The 21117-nt window shown below is 65.1% G+C and carries 18 protein-coding genes; 9 read left to right on the forward strand and 9 right to left on the reverse strand.

Going from position 1 to position 21117, the window contains the following annotated elements:
• Positions 1-57: 57 nt before the first annotated feature.
• Positions 58-468 carry an SRPBCC family protein gene (locus RPS27_RS18540; RefSeq protein WP_212065829.1) on the reverse strand — a complete coding sequence of 137 codons (411 nt, stop codon included), beginning with the start codon at positions 466-468 and terminating at the stop codon, positions 58-60.
• A gap of 157 nt (positions 469-625) precedes the next feature.
• The gene (locus RPS27_RS18545; protein ID WP_249131570.1) at positions 626-1879 is read right to left on the reverse strand and encodes a serine hydrolase domain-containing protein; all 1254 of its coding nucleotides are present in this window, start codon (positions 1877-1879) and stop codon (positions 626-628) included.
• A gap of 233 nt (positions 1880-2112) precedes the next feature.
• Between RPS27_RS18545 and RPS27_RS18550 the strand changes: the two genes are divergently transcribed.
• The gene (locus tag RPS27_RS18550) at positions 2113-3342 is read left to right on the forward strand and encodes an MFS transporter (protein WP_211418784.1); all 1230 of its coding nucleotides are present in this window, start codon (positions 2113-2115) and stop codon (positions 3340-3342) included.
• 11 nt (positions 3343-3353) lie between these two features.
• Here RPS27_RS18550 and RPS27_RS18555 read toward each other — a convergent pair whose 3' ends face one another.
• Positions 3354-5135, reverse strand: coding sequence for an alkaline phosphatase D family protein (locus RPS27_RS18555; protein ID WP_212065827.1), 1782 nt, complete (start codon positions 5133-5135; stop codon positions 3354-3356).
• A gap of 218 nt (positions 5136-5353) precedes the next feature.
• Here RPS27_RS18555 and RPS27_RS18560 point away from each other — a divergent pair, with 218 nt between their 5' ends.
• Positions 5354-6520: an acyl-CoA dehydrogenase family protein gene (locus RPS27_RS18560; RefSeq protein WP_313754153.1), complete on the forward strand. Its 1167-nt coding sequence runs from the start codon at positions 5354-5356 to the stop codon at positions 6518-6520.
• Between the two features lie 6 nt (positions 6521-6526).
• On the opposite strand, the gene RPS27_RS18565 is transcribed toward RPS27_RS18560, so the two are convergent.
• Together RPS27_RS18565 and RPS27_RS18570 are read right to left on the reverse strand one after the other, a co-directional pair.
• A complete protein-coding gene (locus RPS27_RS18565; protein WP_212065825.1) occupies positions 6527-7252 on the reverse strand; it encodes an RDD family protein in 726 nt (241 codons plus the stop codon).
• A gap of 77 nt (positions 7253-7329) precedes the next feature.
• Positions 7330-9492, reverse strand: a complete 2163-nt coding sequence (locus RPS27_RS18570; protein ID WP_212065824.1) for a bifunctional diguanylate cyclase/phosphodiesterase — start codon at positions 9490-9492, stop codon at positions 7330-7332.
• A gap of 446 nt (positions 9493-9938) precedes the next feature.
• Here RPS27_RS18570 and mepA point away from each other — a divergent pair, with 446 nt between their 5' ends.
• The 4 genes from mepA (at position 9939) to modC (ending at position 13231) form a co-directional block, all read left to right on the forward strand.
• Complete coding sequence (gene mepA / locus RPS27_RS18575) at positions 9939-10883, forward strand: penicillin-insensitive murein endopeptidase (protein WP_212065823.1); 945 nt, start codon at positions 9939-9941, stop codon at positions 10881-10883.
• Positions 10884-11071: 188 nt separating this feature from the next.
• Positions 11072-11857, forward strand: a complete 786-nt coding sequence (modA, locus tag RPS27_RS18580; RefSeq protein ID WP_212065822.1) for a molybdate ABC transporter substrate-binding protein — start codon at positions 11072-11074, stop codon at positions 11855-11857.
• Between the two features lie 13 nt (positions 11858-11870).
• Positions 11871-12566, forward strand: coding sequence for a molybdate ABC transporter permease subunit (gene modB / locus RPS27_RS18585; RefSeq protein ID WP_212065821.1), 696 nt, complete (start codon positions 11871-11873; stop codon positions 12564-12566).
• 2 nt (positions 12567-12568) lie between these two features.
• Positions 12569-13231, forward strand: coding sequence for a molybdenum ABC transporter ATP-binding protein (gene modC, locus RPS27_RS18590; protein WP_212065820.1), 663 nt, complete (start codon positions 12569-12571; stop codon positions 13229-13231).
• A 118-nt stretch (positions 13232-13349) separates the two neighbouring features.
• On the opposite strand, the gene RPS27_RS18595 is transcribed toward modC, so the two are convergent.
• Complete coding sequence (locus tag RPS27_RS18595) at positions 13350-15143, reverse strand: potassium/proton antiporter (protein ID WP_211418792.1); 1794 nt, start codon at positions 15141-15143, stop codon at positions 13350-13352.
• Positions 15144-15349: 206 nt separating this feature from the next.
• On the opposite strand from RPS27_RS18595, the gene RPS27_RS18600 reads away from it, so the two are divergent.
• Both RPS27_RS18600 and map read left to right on the forward strand, forming a co-directional pair.
• Positions 15350-16666 carry a mechanosensitive ion channel family protein gene (locus tag RPS27_RS18600; protein ID WP_211418793.1) on the forward strand — a complete coding sequence of 439 codons (1317 nt, stop codon included), beginning with the start codon at positions 15350-15352 and terminating at the stop codon, positions 16664-16666.
• Positions 16667-16788: 122 nt separating this feature from the next.
• Positions 16789-17610, forward strand: a complete 822-nt coding sequence (map, locus tag RPS27_RS18605; RefSeq protein ID WP_212065819.1) for a type I methionyl aminopeptidase — start codon at positions 16789-16791, stop codon at positions 17608-17610.
• Positions 17611-17684: 74 nt separating this feature from the next.
• On the opposite strand, the gene RPS27_RS18610 is transcribed toward map, so the two are convergent.
• Both RPS27_RS18610 and RPS27_RS18615 read right to left on the reverse strand, forming a co-directional pair.
• Positions 17685-18743, reverse strand: a complete 1059-nt coding sequence (locus RPS27_RS18610; RefSeq protein WP_212065818.1) for a hypothetical protein — start codon at positions 18741-18743, stop codon at positions 17685-17687.
• A 48-nt stretch (positions 18744-18791) separates the two neighbouring features.
• Entirely contained in the window at positions 18792-19778 is a 987-nt protein-coding gene (locus tag RPS27_RS18615) for a hypothetical protein (protein ID WP_212065817.1), read from the reverse strand.
• Between the two features lie 192 nt (positions 19779-19970).
• Here RPS27_RS18615 and radC point away from each other — a divergent pair, with 192 nt between their 5' ends.
• Entirely contained in the window at positions 19971-20684 is a 714-nt protein-coding gene (radC, locus tag RPS27_RS18620; RefSeq protein WP_212065816.1) for a RadC family protein, read from the forward strand.
• A 15-nt stretch (positions 20685-20699) separates the two neighbouring features.
• Here the strand turns inward: radC and RPS27_RS18625 are convergent, their stop codons facing one another.
• Entirely contained in the window at positions 20700-21074 is a 375-nt protein-coding gene (locus tag RPS27_RS18625) for a hypothetical protein (RefSeq protein ID WP_211418802.1), read from the reverse strand.
• Between the last annotated feature and the right edge of the window lie 43 nt (positions 21075-21117).

Raw genomic sequence — 21117 nt, forward strand, 5'->3', positions numbered from 1 at the left:
CGGCGAGCCACAGCGCAAGCGGCGCCTTGAGGGTTGTTGGTCGCGATCCCTGATCGATCACGCCTTCTTCGCCGCGACGTACCGTGCGAAATTGTCGAGGATCGCCTGCCAGCCGCCGCGCTGCTGCTCCTCCGAGTGCGTGGTTTCGCCATCGAACGCGACGCGGACGACAACGCCGTTCGGACCGGGCACGAACTCCACCTCGGCCTTGCGATCGCCGAAAGCGTATTCGATCCGCTTGTGCTCGACGATCTTGGTGTAGGTGCCGGCGAAGTCGAAGCCCATGCTGCCGTCCTTGGCTTCCATCCGCGACGAGAAGGCGCCGCCTTCGCGCAAATCGACCGTCGCCCTGGTCGTGTGCCAATCGTCGGACGCCGCATTCCACTTCACGATATCGGCAGGCGTCGTATAGGCCTGCCAGACCTGGTCGATTGGGGCGGCGACGCTGGTTTCGACGGTGATCCTCATGGGCATTGCTCCAGTTCATTCCTGCAGTCGAGGTGCGACATCACATCCCGCGTGCCGGGCCATCCGAGGCAGTTTCCGGGATCTGTGACCCAAGGACGATCGCCCCCCGTCCGAGCCGACATGGTCCTCGCAAATATTTTACGGCGACGTCAGGCCCTCATTGTCCGAGCTGCTGAAGCACGGCGAACCACAATGCGAGCGGCTCCCTGAGGGCGCCCGGCTCGGACGGCTTCTGGCGAACGGCGGTGTGCACCATGACGAGCTTGGAGGCTGGATCGACGAGGATGACCTGACCGCGGATGCCGAGCAGCGCAAATCTGCGCGGCTCACCGGGCAGCAGCCAGACCTGATAGCCGTAGCCGAAATAGGATGTGGCGACGCCCGGCGCGAGATGGCCATCGCCTGGTCTGACGGTCGTGGCATCGAGCAGCCATTGCCGGGGGATCAATTGGCGGCCTTCCCAGGCGCCGTCATGTGCGAGCAACCGGGCCAGGCGCGCATAATCGCGCAAGGTCGCGTTGAAGCAGCAAAAGGCAATCTCCTGCCCGCTGCCGTCGATCGCCCAAGACGCATCGGCCTCTGCGCCGATGGGGTCCCAGATCCGGTCGTGAAGATAGTCGGCAACCGGCGTGCCCGTGGCGGCGCGCAGGACCATGCCGAGGATCTCGGTTTCAACGCTTGCATAGTGCCATTTGGTGCCCGGCGGCGCGCTTCGGGTGTTGAATTGCGCGACGATTGCCGCGGGGTCCTTCGGCTCATCGACGAACAGCGCCCGCCCAAGCCGGGCGATGTCGTCGTTGCCATCGTAGACTTCCGAGAATTCGACGCCCGACGACATGTTCAGCAAGGCGCGGATGGACGTGTTTCCATATTCCGTCCCTGCAAGACCGGGGACGTAGGTCGAGACGAGGTCGTCGATCGACTTGATCCGTCCCTCCGAGACCGCGATGCCGACCAGCATGGCCACCAGCGTCTTCGCCATGGATTGCGAGACAAAGCGATCGCGGTCGGTCCGCGCATATTGATAGTGCTCGTACAGGATGGTGTCGTCCCTGGCGATCAGAAGTCCCGTCGCCGGGTTGCGCTTGAGGTAGTCCGCGATGCTCAGTCGCTCGTTACCGAAACTGTAGGCAATCGACGGCTCCGGCGCGCGCTTGAATTGCCATGGCGCCGCCGCGCGACCGATCGCGCGCGAGCGGTATAGCTCGTCGAAATGGCTGTAGACCCCGACCAGCTTGTCGATCTGGGGGGCGCCGCCCCGCGTGCCGACCGGGTAACCCTGAGCCGCGCCATAGAGTTCGGCATCGGGGCCGCTCTCGGAAAAGACCGGCCCCGGATCGCCGGAGGAGCTTTTGCCGTCCTGTGCGTATGCTGGCGGTGCCGCGACCGCGGCAGCAAAAATGATGGACAAGACAAGCCAGCGGCAACCGCGCGGCCTGCAGAGTGCTCCCCATGTCATTGAACTTGCCTCCTCACACGTTCCTGTGTGTGCGCTTGCGAACGCGGGCCAGTGACGAGCGTCATGCTATCATGACGGGCAGACGGTGTCAGCGTGCGGTCGCAGCCTGCCTTGCCCTTCACCGCCCAATGGGCCACCATCGCCGCGCGCAGCATCAACAAAACCAAGAGCGCCGAGGAAACGCAATGAGCAAGCCATCACGCTTCGACTATGGCTGGGTCGTCGTCGCAGCGGGAGCGCTGATGACCTGTGTCGGGTTCGGCACGATGCTGTCGCTGGCGGTGTTCCTGCAGCCGATCTCGGATGCGATGGGCTGGTCGCGCGCCGGCGTGTCGGCGGCGGCGACACTGGATTTCCTCTGCATGGGATTTGCCGCGTTCCTCTGGGGCGCGCTGTCGGACCGGTTCGGCACCCGCATCGTGGTGCTCGCGGGAAGCCTCTTGCTGGGCCTCGGCCTGGTCACCGCGAGCCAGGCGACGAGCCTGTGGCAATTCCAGCTTTGCTTCGGCGTGCTGATCGGCATTGCCGCCGGCAGTTTCTACGCACCGATGATGGCGCTGGCGAGCGCGTGGATCGAAAAGAACCGCAGCCTCGCGGTGGCGCTGGTCTCGGCCGGCATGGGCGTCTCGCCGGTGACGATCGCGCCGACCGCGAGCTGGCTGATCACCGCCTATGACTGGCGCACCGCGATGCTGGTGATCGGCTGTGCTGCCTGGGTGCTCCTGATACCCGCCTGCTTCCTGGTGCGCCCGGCGCCGGCGGCGGCAGGCGCCACGAATGCAGACGCTCCGCCTGATGTCGAGCTGACCGCGGCGCAGGCGTTGCGCACGCCGCAATTCGTCGCGCTGGCGGCCGCGCATTTCGCCTGCTGCGCCGCGCATTCCGGCCCGATCTTCCACATGGTGTCCTATGCCATGGTGTGCGGCATCGCCCCGCTCACGGCGGTGACGGTCTACAGCGTCGCCGGCGTTTCGGGCCTCGGCGGCCGCCTGCTGCTGGGTGCGCTCGCCGACCGTATCGGTGCAAAGCCCGTGCTGGTCGGCGGCCTCTTCGTGCAGGCAATGTGCATCGCGACCTATCTTGCGGTCGCCCAGCTCGGCGAGTTCTACGCGCTCTCGGTGGTGTTCGGCCTCGCCTATGGCGGCGTGATGCCGCTCTATGCGGTGCTGGTCCGCGAGTTCTTCGGCGCGCGCATCATGGGCACCGTGTTCGGCGCGGTGTCGGCCTTCGCCAGCCTCGGCATGGCACTCGGGCCGTGGGCCGGCGGGCTCGTGTTCGACAATTTCCAGCAATACACCTGGCTGCATGCCGGATCCTTCGCGATCGGCCTCGCCGCCGTCGCGGTGGCATTGAGCTTTCCGACCAAACGACGCGAGCCCATGGATCTCGGCCGCGGCGCGGCCGTCGCACGGTGAGATTTCCGTGGCTAAGTCCAGGGCTCCAGTTGCAGGTCGGTCTCCAGCGGAACGTTCTTGCCTGAAGCGACCTCGGTGTTCACGACCGGTTTGCCGTTGCGATCGAACACGCGAACCTTGAGCTGCGATTTCGTCCTGTCGATCTCGAGGCGCGCGAAATTGTCGTCCTGGGTAAAGCCCCATGATTTGTAGTGCATGCGCGTCTTGCCGTCCTTGAGCGGAAACGCGTCCCATTGCTCGGGCAAGCGGGAATCGTGCACATACCCGTTCGGGTCTCCATCGGCGAACGGAAACGGCCAATAGAACGCCGATGACGTGACCGCGAATGCCCTGAGAGGCAGGACTCTCTTCCTCTGGCCCTGATCCCGCTCGAAGGAGATTTCGGCGACGTTCGAGCAGTGAATGTCGCCGGAGAGGAAGACGACATTCTGAATGGCTTCGTCGACGATGTGGTCGAGCAGTTCCTTGCGCGTCTGCGGAAATGCCGGCCAGCTGTCGCTGTCGTCGCGATTGTTTCCGTTGACGTCGAACAGCAGGGTATCGAGACCTTTCTTCGTCCGGTCGTCGATCCGTTCGTCCATCGCATTCGGAACGAACACGCTGGATGAGACGATGAACTTCGGGACGTTGTTGCGATCCTTCTGCATCTGCGAAAGCCAGTCTTTCAGCCTGCGCATTTGTCCGGGATGATGCTCGTCGATGGTGGGATAGCCGAGCATGTAATTGTCGCGCAGTCCGTTATCCAACGCGCGGTCGTTGTTGTTCTTGTAACGCTGCGTGCGGGTGTCGAGAACGAAGAACGGATAGCCGCCGCAATCGAACGTATAGTATAGCAGACGCCCCCAGGTGCGCGGACTGTGGCTCCATTGGTAGTTCATGTAAGCGGTGACCGCGTAGTTGAACACCATGTGCTTGCCGGGATCGCCCCTCAGCCGGTCCTGGGTCCAGTTATCCTCGATCTCGTGGTCGTCGAGGATCATGTAGGTGCTCGATCGCTGCAGCAGATTGCGCAGGTTCTGCGCCGAATAGGCCGTCGTATAGCGCTCCTGAAATTCGTCGTACCGCTCGGCTCGCAGGATCGGAACGAAGCGATTGAGCATGTCGGCGTAGATCTGATCGCCGCACATCATGGTGAAGGAAGCCGCCGGGCCGATCGGGCTATCCTTGAAGTGCTGGGACATCGGCCCGAAGATCTGGTCGGCCTCCTTGATCTTCCAAAGCAGCCCCGGATAGCGGCACGACCCGAGCAGGAATGCGAGAGTGTCGGCGATCTGCCCCGCAGGCGGGAAGGTGCGGAACGTCGCTTCGCATTTCGACCGGTCGAGCCTCAATAGATCGTTCTTGATGATGTCGATATCAGGCAGGATCGCGATGAGATTCAGATCCGACGTCCGGGACGTGTTCGGCGTGGGATCGTCGACCGTAAGCACGCCGACCAGAACGGTGTATGCCGTATTCGGCGTGAGCGGCTTTGCCGGCACGTTTTTGTTCAGGTTTACCGCGACTGCGACTTCTTCCACGCTGTCGAGGTCGATCGAGTCATAGTATCCGAGCTGGACGTCCGAGCCGAGGACGAAGGTCCCCGTGCGGTCAAATTCCCGGTTGAGCCGGAAGTACCAAGCGAAATTGATCTTGCCGTCTTCCAGGATCCCGATCACGCCAATGGTGCGGCGATTTTCGTCGAGCTGCGCCCTGTCATCCGCGGGATCCGAGGCGCGGACCCAAATCCTGGCCGTCGTATCAGTGGTGTGACCGACAATCGGTCCCAGTCCCGGCTCGCGCAAACTGACCATGAAAATCTCCCCGTGCTGAAAACGGTCAGTAAAGTTCAGGACGGATAATAATGCAACCGGAAGGTGTTTGCGACGGTGAGGCCGGATGCCGCGATGGCGCTAGCATCCTGCACGCGGCTGATTTTCGCCGCGGGCGCGGAATTCTTGATCGGACCCGACGAATGGGTCACCATCCGCCCGCCCACCGAACAGCAATCAAGAGGGGCACGGGAAGAGACATGACAAAGGCCTCGACCATCGACCTCGTCGAACGGGCCCGCGCCATTGCGCCGCTGATTGCGCGCGAGGCGGACGAGATCGAGCGGACGCGGCGGTTGACGCCGGCGGTCGTCGCCGCGCTGATCGAGAACGGGCTCTATCGCGCCCTCCTCCCGCAAAGTCTCGGCGGCACCGAGGCCCCGATCGAGATCTTCATGCAGATGCTGGAGGAGATCGCGAAGGCTGACGCCTCGACCGCCTGGTGTCTCGGCCAGTGCAGCGTCTGCGCGATGATCGCGGCGTCGCTCGACCCCGACACCGCGCAGGAGATCTTCAATACACCGCCCGGCATCCTGGCCTGGGGTGCGATCGCGCATGAGGCGCGCAGTGTCGAGGGCGGCTATCGCGTCACGGCGCGGTGGGATTTCGCCTCGGGCTCGCGGCAGGCGAGCTGGCTCGGGGCCCATGTGCGCATCCTCGGGGCCGACGGCAGCCCGCGGAAGAATGCCGATGGCTCGCCGGAGATGCGCACCATCCTGTTCCCCGCCGCGAGCGCGGTGTTGCACGACGTGTGGCAGGCGATCGGCCTTGCCGGCACCGGCACGGATTCCTACGAGGTGGCCGACCTCTTCATCCCCGAGCGCTTCACGGCCTTTCGCGACGTGGCCTCGGCGCTGCGCGAGACGGGCCCGCTCCACAAAATCGGCACCGGCTCTGCCTTCAGCCTCGGCTTTGCCGCGGTCTCGCTCGGCATCGCACGCGCCACGCTGGATGCCGCCATCGCGCTGGCGCGCGCAAAGCACCCCTCACTGGCAGGCGGCGCCATGCGCGACAATCAGGCTGTCCAGGGGCTGATCGGCCGCACCGAAGGCGATTTGCGCGCGGCCCGCGCCTATCTCTATGCCACCGCGCATGCGATGTGGCACGATCTCTGCGTCGCGGGCGAATTCAGCGCGGCCCATCGCAGCGCGGTCCGCCTGGCGGCGACCTGGACCATCCATCAATCGGGACGCGTGGTCGACGCCGCCTATCACATGGCGGGCGCGACCGCGGTGTTCCGAAAGCATCCGTTCGAGCGACGGTTTCGCGACATGCACGCCATCGCGCAGCAGATCCAGGCGCGGGACAGCCATTATGAGGATGTGGGCAAGGCGATCCTGGCGGAGGGCTCCGGCGCCAAGGGCTGAATTCGCCTACGCCTTGCGAGCACCGAGCAGCCGGCCGCGCCAGCCCATGACGATAACCAGGGCAATCATCAGCAGGAGGGCCACAGCGGCGGCGGAGTCGACGATGTGGTCGCTTCCGTTGCAAACGTCCTGGTAGAGGCACGCGCGCGACAGGACGCCGGCGCGGACCAGGACCGCGAGCACACCGAGATAGAGGAAGACACCGAGCGCCAGATATACCATTGTCACGAGCGCACGCCGCAGGCGCGAGGGCATGGTTGGATCGTCCTCGCGCCGCTCCGTGACGAACTGGCCGGGCTTCGCCTTGGCGGGATCGCGGATCTGGACGGTCGAATGCGTCAGCAGATCGTGCACCGCCTGGTTACGGCGCGTGGCAGCCAGGATCACGAACGAATACCAGCCCAGAATGCTCTTGACGGCAAAGCGCGCCAACGCCTTGGCGAAGCTCAGAATGCCGCCGTGGTCGTCGACGACGCGCAAATTGGTCCAGATATGCCCGAGCGTGCCGCCGGCGCGCCAGACCAGCACCGGCTCGTAGAGCAGCAGGATGACGACGACCGCGACGCCGAGACTGCGGCTGAGTCCATCGCTCGCGACATTGCTGGCAACCGCCAGGGCGCCGAACAGCAGGGCCGTCGCCACCATCCAGTCCAGCAGGACGGCCTTGAACCGGCGCGAGAAGCGGGCATAGCGCGGGCCAGGCAGCGGCAGCGGAGGCGCATCAGAGATCATGGGGCCGCATCCGTTCGATCGATCCAATCATGAGACGCCGGCAGCGCGCGGCAGGTTCGATTGCCCCGCGGCAGCGCCTACGCCACCAGCGCGGCCTCGCCGCCGTCGATGCCGCGCTGGGCGGCGAGCAGGCTGACGATCTCGATATTGGGCCGGGCCTTGCTGAACAGAAAGCCCTGGCCTTCGTCGCAGCCTTCGGCCCTGAGGCAGCTCAGCTCGGCTTCGGTCTCGACGCCTTCGGCGGTGATGGTGACCCCCAAGCCCTTGCCGAGGCTGACGATGGAGCGAATGATCGCCTGCGCCTCGCGGTTGGCGCCGAGATCGCGGACGAAGGACTGGTCGATCTTGATCTTGTCGAAGGGGAAGCTGCGCAAATAGCTGAGGCTGGAATAGCCGGTGCCGAAATCGTCCATCGAGATGCGCACACCCAGCGCGCGCAAGGCATGCAGCGTCGCCAGCACCTGCGCGCTCTTCTCCAGCAGCAGCGTCTCGGTGATCTCTAGCTCGAGCCGGCGCGGCGGCAGGCCGGAAGCTTTAAGCGCCTCCGTCACCATCGAGAGCAGATTGCCGCTGCGAAACTGCAGCGGCGACAAATTGACGGCGACGCGGACGTCGTCCGGCCAGGTCGCGGCATCGAGGCAGGCCCGGCGCAGCATCAGCCGGCCGAGCGGATTGATCAGGCCGGTGTCCTCGGCCACCGGAATGAACTCGGCCGGCGAGACCATGCCGCGCTCGGCGTGCGGCCAGCGCACCAGCGCCTCGAAGCCGGTAATGCGGCCGCTCTGGAGATCGATCAGCGGCTGGTAATACGGGCGCAGCACGTCGTGCTGGATCGCATCGCGCAGCTCGACCTCGATCTTGCGGCGGCTCTGCGCCCTGGCGTCGAGCGCGGCCTCGAAGAACGCGAAGCTGCCGCGCGCATCCTGCTTGGCGCGCGACAACGCCATGTCGGCGCTCTTGAGCAGCTTCTCGGACTCATCGCCGTCGCCCGGCGCCATGGCGATGCCGATCGAGGCGCCGATCACCACGGAATGACCGTCGAGCAGATAGGGATCGGCGATGGCCTCGAGCAGGCGTTTTGCCAGGCCCACCGCGTCCTCGGGCCGCGTCAAGCCGCTCTGCAAGATCGCGAATTCGTCGGAATTGAGCCGCGCCAGCGCGTCTTCCTCGCGCAGCGTCGAGCGCAGCCGCTTGGCGACGCCGCGCAGCAGCTTGTCGCCGACCGCGTGCCCCAGCGTGTCGTTGACCGCCTTGAAATTGTCGAGCCCCAGCATCAAGAGCGCGACCTTCTCGGCGCTGCGCCGCGTGTGCAGCAGCATCTCGTCCATCTGCTGGCGCAGCAGGGTGCGGTTGGGCAGGCCGGTCAGGGCGTCATGCTGGGCCATGAAGGCGAGCCGCGCCTCGGCGCGCTTGCGCTCGGTGATGTCCATCAGCGCAAGCAGCACCGCCGGCCGCTCGGCATAGGTCAGTTCGCGGAAATAGATCGCAAGGTCGATCAGCGCGCCGTCGGCCTTGACGTGCTTCCAGGTGCGGCCGGCCTGCTCCTCGCTCGAACGGTCGGCGATCCAGGGCGGCTCGCTGTCGAAGGCCTGCAGGGCGCGGATCGTCAGCCGCTCGAACTCGGCGCGGCTGTAACCGTAATGTGCGACCGCGGCATCGTTGACGCCGAGGATGCGCTCGTCTTCCAGCGCGCAGACGATCATGGGGACGGGATTGCCGTCGAACAGCAGGCGGAACGAGGCCTCGCGCTGCTTCAACTCGGTGATGTCGACGCGGAGGCCAACCACGCCGCCGTCATCGGTCAGGCGCTCGTCGATCAGGATGACGCGGCCGTCCGACAGCTTCTGCTCGTGGCGCGCGCCGGGCTGATAGAGCCGTCGCAGACGCGCGGCGATCCACTCGTCCTCGTGGCCCGCCGCCTCCGGGTAGTCGCCGCGGGCAACACCGATGCGCAGCGTGTCTTCGAGGCGCGCGCCCTCTTCGAACAGATCGGCGGTCTTGCTGTAGATCTCGGCGTATTTCTTGTTCCAGAGCACGTAGCGGCCTTCGGCATCGAGAAACACGATGCCCTGCGGCAGGATGTCGACGGCCTGGCGCAGGCGCTCATGGGATTTGCGCGCGTCCGCGATCGCGGCTTCCGCCTCGGCGCGGCTGCGCAGGACTTCGTCGCGTCCGGAAAGGGCCTGCTGCCTGCGCGCGAAGCGCAGCTTGCGCGGCGATTGGCCGGTCCGGACACGCACGCCTCTGTTTCGCTTTGTTGCTTTTCGAGACTTCAAACCCAACTTCACTCGTCCCAATCGCGCCCCGCGGCGCAAGTCTTGAGGCAAGTGTCTGAAAGAAAAGTAATCTTGGGCGGCCGCGGTCCGCGCCCGGCGGAGCTTGCTGCCTGTTTGCGTGGCGCCGTTGCGGCGGCCGGCGCCGTCAGACTGGGCCCAGCGCCGCAATCGATGATCGATTTGCCGCAAAATTGCGCGCACGCTTGAATCAGTTCCGAAATCTCGTGCGATTGCATGCGACCCGCGGATTTTTCTCACCCCGCGCACGAATTTTGGTCAATGCAGGATACGGTTATTGCCCCCTTAAGAAACGCCGTTCGAGACACGATTTGGCGAGCCGCGTGAGCCGGTGGCCGGGCCCAGGCCTCATTCTTAACCCTGATGTAGCATTGGGCTATAAGGACATCTTCATGAGTCGCCGCTGCATTGTCCTCCTCCTGCTTGTCATGACGTTCCTGTCCGCCGGCGACGCGCCGGCCCAGGACAAGGGCAGCGTGAATCCGAAGCCGCTGCCGCCGCTCGTCAACCCGAACGACCCGGACCTCGCCGCGAAGGAACTATTCGCGCGAAAGCTGCTGCCGTCGAAGGGACCGGCGCATGTCATCGGCTCCTACACCAAGGGCTGCATCGGCGGCGCGGATCAGATGCCGGTCAACGGCGATCATTGGCAGGTGATGCGGCTGTCGCGCAACCGCAGCTATGGCCACCCCGAGATGATCGCGCTGATCAAGCGGCTCGCGGCCAGGGCGCACAAGGACGCGGGATGGCCGGGCATCCTGGTCGGAGACATCGCCCAGCCGCGCGGCGGCCCGGCGCTGTCGGGCCATGCCAGCCACCAGATCGGTCTCGATGCCGACATCTGGCTGACGCCGATGCCGGACCGCCGCCTTTCGCGCGAGGAGCGCGAAGACATGTCGGCGGTGATGATGGTGCGCCAGGACCGGCTCGACATCGACCCCCGCGTGTTCACGCCCGGCCATGTGCTGGTGCTGCGCGATGCGGCGCGGGAGCCGGCGGTGCAGCGCATCTTCGTCAACGCCGCGATCAAGAAGGCGCTTTGCCGCGAGGCCAAGGGCGACCGCGCCTGGCTCTCGAAGATCCGCCCCTGGTGGGGCCACGACTACCATTTTCACATCCGCATGCGCTGCCCGGCCGGTGCCGGCGAGTGCGAGGGCCAGCCGTCGCAGTCCGAGGACGAAGGCTGCAAGCCCGCCGATCTCGCCTATTGGTTCTCCGACGCGGTGCTGCACCCCAAGCCGCCGCCGGAGCCGCCTAAGCCGAAGCCGCCCATGACGCTGGCGCAGATGCCGGCGGCCTGCAAGGCCGTGCTGCATGCGGTGGATGCGAAGCCGTAAGCCTTGGTCAGCACGCCGCCCTTTGACCTCCGGCGTCAGCCTGCTATCTTCGCAATTGCGATATCCCAGCCGGCCGTAAGCCGCCGCCGGGTCCCGTGGAGCAGCGCTTCCACCCGTCGCTAACGACCCCACCAACGCCAGTCCTGTGCGCGCATCCTGCGCGCGCGGATTCGCAGGGAGCGCTGCCCATGTTACGCATTTCAGGACTTTTCGCCGCCTTCGTGATCCTCGCGGGCGCAAGCCTTTCGCCGGCCGCCGCCGAGGACAAGACCATCACCGTGTTCGCCGCCGCCTCGATGAAGAACGCGCTCGACGAGGTCGACGCGGCCTACACCGCCAAGACCGGCATCGGGTTCTCGGTCAGCTATGCCGCGAGCTCCGTGCTGGCGAGGCAGATCGAGCAGGGCGCGCCGGCCGACGTGTTCGTCTCGGCCGACACCGACTGGATGGACTATGCGATCGCCAAGAAGACCATCTACGAGGCGTCCAGGGTCAACCTGCTCGGCAACAGCATCGTGCTGATCGCGCCGAAGGATTCCAAGGTCGACAACGTCACCATCGCGCAAGGTTTTGACCTCGCCAAGCTCGCCGGCGACGGCAGGATCGCGACGGGCGACGTCAAGTCGGTCCCCGTCGGCAAATACGCCAAGGCGGCGCTGGAGAAGCTCGGCGCCTGGCAGGCAGCGGAGCCGAAATTCGCCATGGCCGAGAGCGTGCGCGCCGCGCTGACGCTGGTCGCCCGCGGCGAGGCCGCGCTCGGCATCGTCTATTCCACCGACGCCAAGGTCGATCCCTCCGTCAAGATCGTCGGCACCTTCCCGGCGGACTCGCATCCCGCGATCATCTATCCGGTTGCGGCGACTACGACCGCCAAGGCCGGGACCAGCGACTATCTCGCCTTCCTGCGCTCCTCGGCCGCCAAGACCATCTTTGAAAAATACGGCTTCAAGTTCCTGGTCAGCCCGACAATCTGATATTGACGACTTGATGTTCGATATCTCTCCCGCCGAATGGACGGCGATCCTGCTCTCGCTCAGGGTCGCGATCATCGCAACGCTGGTGGCGACGCCGTTCGGCATCGCGCTGGCTTGGCTGCTGGCGCGGCGCGATTTCTGGGGCAAGTCGGTGCTGGATGCCGTCGTGCATCTGCCGCTGGTGCTGCCGCCGGTCGTCACCGGCTATCTGCTGCTCCTCAGCTTCGGCCGGCGCGGCCTCGTCGGAGGATTTCTCGCCGATTATCTCGGCATCGTGTTCTCGTTCCGCTGGACCGGCGCGGCGCTCGCCTGCGGGGTGATGGCGTTTCCGCTCCTGGTGCGGCCGATGCGGCTGTCGATCGAGGCGATCGACCGCCGGCTCGAGCAGGCCGCCGAGACGCTTGGCGCGGCACCGTGGAAAGTGTTCTTCACGGTGACGCTGCCGCTGGCGCTGCCCGGCGTGCTCGCCGGCATGGTGCTGGGCTTTGCCAAGGCGATCGGCGAGTTCGGCGCCACCATCACCTTCGTCTCCAACATTCCCGGCGAGACCCAGACGATTTCGTCGGCGATCTATTCGTTGATCCAGACACCGGATGGCGATGCCGCAGCCGGCCGGCTCGTGATCGTCTCGATCGTGCTGGCGCTGGGCGCGCTGATCGCTGCCGAATGGTTCGCCCGCCGCGCCACGCAGCGCCTGCACGGGAACTGACCATGCTGCGGGTCGACATCGAAAAGCAGCTCGGCGAGTTCTCGCTGTCCGCGTCCTTCGCCAGCGAGGGTCGCGTCATCGGCCTGTTCGGCGCGTCGGGCGCCGGCAAGACGTCGCTGGTCAACATGATCGCAGGCCTGTTGCAGCCCGACCGGGGCACCATCGTGATCGATGGTGAGACCGTCGACGACATTGCGGCCGGCATTCACGTGCCGACGTATCGCCGCCGCATCGGCTATGTGTTCCAGGACGCGCGACTGTTCCCGCATTTCAATGTCGCGCAGAACCTGGACTATGGACGGCGGATGAACAGCCTTGCGCCCGATCCGGCGCAACACAAGCGCGTCATCGATCTGCTCGATATCGGCGCCCTGCTCGACCGCCGACCCGGAAAGCTCTCCGGCGGCGAGCGTCAGCGCGTCGCGCTCGGACGCGCGCTGCTGTCACGGCCGCGCCTGTTGCTGCTCGACGAGCCGCTCGGCGCGCTCGACGAGGGCCGCAAGCTCGAGATCCTGCCCTATCTGGTGCGGCTGCGCGACGAAGCCAATGTCCCCATGGTCTATGTCAGCCACGACGCTGCCGAGCTGCGCCAGCTCGCCACGCAGATCGTGATGCTGAAGCAGGGCCGCGTGACGAGTTTTGGTGGGGTGAAGGTGCTGGCGTGAGGGACCCGCACAGCTCTCTCCGCGGTCATTGCGAGCGTAGCGAAGCAATCCAGACTGCCTCCGCAGTGGCAATCTGGATAGCTTCGTCGCAAGAGCTCCTCGCAATGATGAGGAAGCACTAAACCCCCGCCACCGAGGCCCACACATCCGAAAACTTCTTGCGCAGCGCCTGGGCGCGCGTCAGCGGCGGCGGCGTCTCGTCGTCTTCCGGCAGGCGCAGGCCGACGACGTTGACGCGTCCGCCGGAGATGCTGCGCGCGACCAGCACGATCTCGTCGAGGGCGAGCTCGGCGCCCTCCTTCGGCGCGCGGTCGAGATGGACGTCGAAATAATCGGCGAGCGTCAGCTTGCTCTCGTCCTCGCCGACCTTCACGCCGTAGATCTCGGCGAGCTCGGCGAGCGTGTGCTCGCCGGAGACCATGAAATCGCCGAGCAGATGCGGATCCGGCGCCGAGCTCGGCTGCATGTCGACGAAGAAGCGGTCGAGCGATTCGGCCTTTTCCGGCGGCGCCAGCAGATAGATGTAGTCGCCGGGCGCGATCGGATCGGCCTCCAGCGGCGTCAGGATGTTCTCGTTGCGGATCACCAGCGTCGGCTTGGACCAGGACGGGATCAGCCCGCGGCGAAAATAAAGGCTCTTGGGCCGCACCGGATAGCCGACCAGCTGCTGCTCGAGCTGGCCGGGCAGATCCAGCTCGACACGCCGCGGACCACGCTCGGCGCGCGGCAGCGCCACATGCAGTTTTCGCGCGGCCGGCGCCAGGGTCCACCCCTGCAGCAGCAACGAGATGATGACGACGACGAAGGCGACATCGAAATAGAGATAGGCCTTGGACAGACCGACCAGCATCGGGATCGACGCCAGGAAGATCGCGACCGCGCCGCGCAGGCCGGTCCAGGCGATGAAGATCTTCTCACGCCAGTTGAAGCGGAACGGCGCCAGGCACACGAAGACGGCGATCGGCCGTGCCACCAGCATCAGCACGAAGGCAACGCCGACCGCCGGCAGCACGCTGGTGCCGAGCCGGCTCGGCGAGACCAGGAGGCCGAGCAGCACGAACATCACGATCTGCGCCAGCCAGGTCGCGGCATCGAGGAAGGCCACCACCTGGTTATGCGCGCGCGTCGGCCGGTTGCCGATGATGATGCCGGCGAGATAGACCGCGAGGAAGCCGGAGGCGTGCATCATCTGCGAGCCGCCGAAGATCACCAGCGCGGCCGTGGTCACGAACGGCGCGTGCAGGCCCTGCGGCAGCGCCACCTTGTTGAGCGCCATGACGACGAGACGTCCGCCGATGACGCCGACGATGGCGCCCAGCACCGATTCCTGCACGAACTCCATCAGCACGTGGCCGGGCGAGCTCGAGCCGATCGAGATGTACTCGACCAGCATCAAGGTGAGGAAGATCGCGAAGGGGTCGTTGGTGCCGGATTCCGCCTCCAGCGTCGCGCCGACGCGCGGGCGCAGGCGCAGGCCCTGGGTGTGCACCAAGAGGAACACGGCGGCCGCATCGGTCGAGGCCACCACGGCGCCGACCAGCAGCGATTCCGTCCAATTGAGGTCGAGCGCATATTTGGCGAACGGCGCCGTGATCAGCGCGGTCAAGAGCACGCCGGCGGTGGCCAGCACCACGGACGGCGCAAGCACGGTGCGGATGCTGGCAAAGCGTGTCCTGAGGCCGCCATCGAACAGGATCAGGGCCAGCGCCACCGAGCCGACCAGATAGGTGGTGCGGACGTCGTCGAACTGGAGCTGGCCGGGACCGGAATCGCCGGCGAGCATGCCGACCGCAAGGAAGACGAGCAGCAAGGGCGCACCGAAGCGGAGCGCAAGCAGGCTCGACAGGATGCCGGCCATGACGAGGACGGCGCCGAGCAATATGGCGAGGCTGACGGAGTCGAGAGAGGCCATCCACCTTCCGGGTCAAAGCAGCGGGAAAGGCATCCTTATCGTCGGCAGACTCGCGCGCCAACCCATTTTCGCCTCTCGCGGCAATCTGCCCGTATTATACGGCCTTAACCTCCATCACTTAGCGGTGTATCGATGGCCCGGCCGCGTCCCTTGTGGGATTCTGCGGCTCCCTCGAATCAATTCCTCCCCGCTTGCCGACGAGACCGATGGACATGGACCTCAAGGACTTCATGGAGTTCGTGCAGACCACCGCGCGCAGCGTCGGGGCGGAAATCTCCTCGCCCTGGTTCTACCTGCAATTCGGCCTCATTCTGGCCGCGGCCGGCATCGCCTATGCGGCGGAGGCCGCCGTCCGCAACCGGGTCGACATGACCTCGCTGGCGATGCGCTGGCCGCTGCCGCTCCGGCACTTCGCCCGGGTGATGGTCTCCAGCGCCTCGACGGCGGTGTTCACGCTGTCCGTGATCCTCTCGCGCGTCGTGATGTACCACGCGACCTGGCCGAGCCGCTCCTACCTGCTGATGGTCGCCGCCAAGCTCGGGCTGGCCTGGCTCGCGATCCGGCTCGTGACCTCGGTGCTGCGTAATGCCTTCATCGTCAAGCTGGTGTCGATCACGGCGTGGTTCGTCGCCGCGCTGTCCATTCTCGGCCAGCTCGACGCGACCGTCGACCTGCTCGATGCCTACGCGATCGTGCTCGGCGGCCTCCGCCTGACCCCGCTGCTGGCGCTCAAGGCCGGTGCGCTCCTCCTCATCGCGCTCTGGGCGACCAACATCGCCAGCAATTTTGCCGAGAGCCGGATCAATGCCACCAGCGACCTGACGCCGTCGGTGCAGGTGCTGCTGGTCAAGATCATCCGCATCGGGCTTCTCGCGGTCGCCATCGTGATCGCGCTCGGCGCGGTCGGCATCGACCTGTCGGCGCTCGCGGTGTTCTCCGGCGCGGTCGGCGTCGGCATCGGTATCGGCCTGCAGAAGATCGTCGCCAATTTCATCTCGGGCATCATCCTGCTCGCCGACAAGTCGGTGAAGCCCGGCGACCTCGTCACCATCGGCGACAATACCGGCCGCATCAGCGCGATGAAGACGCGTTATATTTCCGTCGCCGCCGGCGACGGCCGCGAGTTCCTGGTGCCGAACGAGGATCTGGTGACGCAGAAGGTCGTCAACTGGACCTATACCGACAAGAACACGCTGGTGAAGATCGCCTTCGGCACCAATTACGACGCCGACCCGAAACTGGTCTGCAAGCTCGCGGCCGAGACCGCGGAAGCCCATCCGCGCGCGCAGAAGGGCAAGCCGCCGACCTGCATCCTGACCGAGTTCGCCGAAGCCGGCATGAAGTTCTCGCTGACCTTCTGGATCGCCGACCCTGATGGCATGGACAAGGTCAAGAGCGACGTGATGCTGGCGCTGTGGGACGCCTTCAAGCGGGAGGGCATCCGGGTTCCCTACCCCGTCCGCGAAATCCGCATCCGCGGCGGCGCGCTGCCGGTGGAAACCACCGTAGAAGTCCCGAATTAGGCCGCTTTCGGACACGAGGGCGGAAGGCTCGGCTTGCATGAATGCCGGCAATCATTAAATTAGGGCCTGAAATCAAGCCTTTCCGCCGACAATCGCGATCAGCCCGAAAAGACCGCACAAGCATGAGCTACGTCGAAGCCACCGATACCTCGCTGCGCAAGACCGGACAGATCAAGCTGCATGGGCCGGCCGCCTTCGCCGGCATGCGCAAGGCGGGCGCGCTGGTGGCGAAGTGCCTGGACGAGCTCACCGACATCGTCGGACCGGGCGTTCCGACCGAGCGCATCGACCAGTTCGTCCGCGACTTCGCCTTCAGCCATGGCGCCTATCCGGCGACGCTGATGTATCGCGGCTATCGCTACTCGACCTGCACCTCGCTCAACCACGTGGTCTGCCACGGCATGCCCGGCGACCGTCCGCTCAAGGAAGGCGACATCGTCAATATCGACGTCACCTTCATCGTCGACGGCTGGTACGGCGATTCCAGCCGGATGTATGCGATCGGCCCGATCGCCCGCAAGGCCGAGCGGCTGATCGAGGTGACGTATGAAGCGATGATGCGCGGCATCGCCGCGGTGAAGCCCGGCGCCACCACCGGCGACATCGGTCATGCCATCCAGAGCTTCGTCGAGCCGCAGGGCATGAGCGTGGTGCGCGATTTCTGCGGCCATGGTCTCGGCCGCATGTTCCACGACGAGCCGAACATCATCCATATCGGCCGCCCCGGCGAAGGCGTGCAGCTCAAGCCCGGCATGTTCTTCACCATCGAGCCGATGATCAATCTCGGCAAGCCGCACGTGAAGATCCTCTCCGACGGCTGGACCGCCGTCACCCGCGACCGCTCGCTCTCGGCACAATTCGAGCACTCCGTCGGCGTCACCGCCACGGGTGTCGAGATCTTCACGCTGTCGGAACGGCACGGCGAGAAGCAGGTCGGGGCCTGATCTACGACCGTTGGGCGGTCCCCAAAGATGCCTGAACTGACGGTCGGCGTTCCCTGTTCCGCGACGAGCGGAGCTCAGCGTCCTCCCGAGACGCCACTTTCACGATTGCGCATCGCAGGACCATAGGACGTTCGCGGCGGGGCAGTGTAGGACGGGCCCCCGCCGCCCCCACTGCTGCCCGCGATGGCTCCCGCGACGCCAATCGCAGCACCCAAGAGTTCGGCGGCATTGATCGAGCTGGTCGGACTGGCGTGTCCAGAGCCACCCGACGAGCGGGTAGGAACGCCGGTAATGTCGTGCGCATGGACTTGTCTGCTGCCGCATGCGGCACAACAATCGGAGCATGACGCCCTGTTGTGCATCCCGACGCCCCATTGATCCGTCGAACTCAAGGACCACGCTCCCACACAGATCGTTTCGCCCGGCCGGCAAGACAGTCGATACTTCCTGACCGTTCGCTCGACCCCATAGGCCTTGCTGCCGCCGGGCCAGGCCCGGTCGGCGCCTTGTGCATAAAACGAGGCCTGCACCTCGTAGGGGAAGCTGTTCCTCAGCGCGAAAACCACCACGTCGGGCCCGAACTCGCTACGCGCCCGCTCGGCTTCTTCGCGCCGTTGCCGCGCGCTTTCCTTCTCGAGCCGATCTGCCTCTTCCTTCTTGCGCTTCTGCTCGTTCCACTGGCCCTCCAGCCGATCGAGTTCACTGCTCAATCGCGCGATCTTGGCGTCGTAATCCCGGGCCTTCGCTGAACTCCCACCATCGTCGCTGAGGCGGTTGCCGTCACGCGTGTCCAACATCATCGAGATGCATCGTTCGATGTCCGGAGGGTTCGCGCGGTCACAATATTCCTTCATGCGCTCGAACCATTTCTGCCGGCCTTCAACGACATTCTTCCGGTCCTCCGGCGTCAGCGACGCCAGGATTGGTAGCATTCTCCCGTCGAGCAGATCGAGACGCGCCTTCAGCCGCGCATTGGAGCAGATCGCGTTCTCGACCGTGCCGTTGGCCTGACCGCAATCGAAGGGACGGTAGCCAGCCGCCAATGCCATGCCGAGATGGTCCTCGGCCGCGGAAGCGGGGGTGAATTGCGCCGCGCCAAGAGCGACAGCAGCGGCCAGAAACCACCGCGACATAACCCTCTGCCCTGGACACCGGAGAGCCCAAGAAGGTGCCAGCATGGATTACTCCTCGCAGTATTTGGATTTGGCATCACACCGGATATTTGCGAGAGCCTCTTCGTAGCTGTCGTAAATCCGGCAGGACGTTGCCGACTGGAGGCGATGCTCGCGCACCACGCGGAGCAGGTCCTCATTCATCCAGATCATTCGATCGCGGCGGGAATAGCCGGTCAATTCGCAACTGTTCCTCGAGCGGATCATGAATTGGAGGGACGCTGAGCGTATTTGAACGCCCTTATAGTAGATGGTTTCTTCGCGCAGGAGACTCACCGTGTTGCCGTCGGTTCGGCAAGTCAGCGTCGCGACGCCGTCTGTCGCGCTCTTGTCGAAATGGGGGGCATATGTCTTGCCGTTCTTCTTGCAGTCCAGATTGTCGAAGCGATAACCGCCCCTGAGGATGGAGACTAGCGCAAAATGGTCCGCGCACCGTTCCGTGGGCGAGGACTCCGACAGCGTCAGCAACGAACATCTGACCATCTTGAGCAAGATCGCCTTCCCGGCCATGTCGTTTGACGCATTTGCGGATCGCGCATCGTCTTTCGGAGACGATTGATCGGCGCTGTCGGACGGATTTCGGCTGTCGCTCTTCGCAATGACGGCAACATTTCCCTTGGCGAGGGTCGTCAGATAGGACTGACGCTCCTCGAACTTGCGGCGGATGCACTTGTCAACTTCATCAGACAGTGATCGCTCGCAATCGGTTCGCAACCGGCTGCGCCATTCCTTTCTTGCCGCAACGGATTGGGTTTGGGCTTGCTTATCCAGTCTTTCAGCGATCTTCACCCACTGATCTTCGAGCTTCTGATCCATGTCCCTCAGCTTCGGCAGCGTGCAGAGCATGGTTTCAGCAGCGCCGGAAACCTTCTTGCAATCCGGGGAAGGCCCGTACGCAACCAGCTCGGCAATCCCATACGGATCTCCGCCGAAACATGGGCTGCCCGCTGACAGCACAAATGAGACAGCGATCACGAGCGCTTTGGACAGTCGCATGGAAAGTCGGCCCCTCAACCTGGCATTCGAACATGGCAAATCAGCCGACAGGAACCATGACCCAAATGAGCTATGCGGCAACCCCATCCTAGCTCGCCCAGCGGCCGCGGACGGGCGCAATCTTCTCCACGCAGCGGGGGAGCAGCACGATTTTGGGTTGCAAAATTCCGCTCGCACGGCACATTTGAGCCGATGCCCGAGAAGACAGCCCCCAAGGACGGCTCCGCTGCCGAAACGCCGCACTATCACGGCCACCGCGAACGGCTGCGCGAGCGCTTCTACAATGCCGGAGCGGATGCGCTGAGCGACTACGAACTCTTGGAGATGGCGCTGTTTCCGGCGCTGCCGCGACGCGACACGAAACCTCTCGCAAAGACGCTGATCAAGATTTTCGGCTCGTTCGCCGAGGTCGTGCATGCGCCGGTGGCGCGGCTGCGCGAGGTCGACGGCATCGGCGAAGCCGCGATCAACCAGCTCAAGCTGATCGCGGCCGCCGCGAGCCGCGTGACCAGGGGCGAGGTCAACAGCCGCAACGCGCTGTCGTCCTGGAACGAGGTGATCGACTATTGCCGCTCCAGCATGGCGTTCGCCGACAAGGAGCAATTTCGCCTGCTCTTCCTGGACAAGCGCAACCAGCTCATCGCCGACGAGGTGCAGCAGACCGGCACGGTCGACCACACCCCGGTCTATCCGCGCGAGGTGATCAAGCGCGCGCTGGAATTATCGGCGACCGCGTTGATCCTGGTGCACAACCACCCCTCCGGCGATCCCTCGCCCTCGCAGGCCGACATCCAGATGACGAAGGCTATCATCGACATCGCAAAACCGCTCGGGATTGCGGTGCACGACCACATCATCGTTGGCAAAGGCGGACATGCGAGCCTGCGCGGGATGCGGTTGATTTAGGGGCCACGACCTCTCTCACGGCTCCACCCAGCGCTGCACCGCTTCGGCGGTGTCGGCGGGCGTGGTGTTGAAGCAGATCGCTGCATCCGGCGCCAGGCGGTGGACGAGGTTGAGCACTTTCTCGAACAGCAGCAGGCGCTCCTTCGGCTCGCGCAGGCCAGCGCCGATCACGATGCAGTCGAAGTGCTCGTCGCGGAAGGCCGCGGTGACGGCGGCCTCGGCCGTCGCATCGAGATCGATCAGGCAGCTCGTGACCTCGAAGCCGAGGCCGCGCAGACGCAGCAGCTGGGCCTCGATGTAGCTGCGGACATGTTCGGGCGTGAGCTGCGGGAACGCGCTGTAATCGGCATTGCCGGGCTCGATGCCGATCGCGAGGATGCGTTTGGCCATGCCGGACCTCCAGAATCACCTCATCCGTCAACGGAATGCCCTG

This window comes from Bradyrhizobium sp. WYCCWR 12699 (assembly GCF_032144035.1).
In the GTDB taxonomy this organism is placed as follows: Bacteria; Pseudomonadota; Alphaproteobacteria; order Rhizobiales; family Xanthobacteraceae; genus Bradyrhizobium.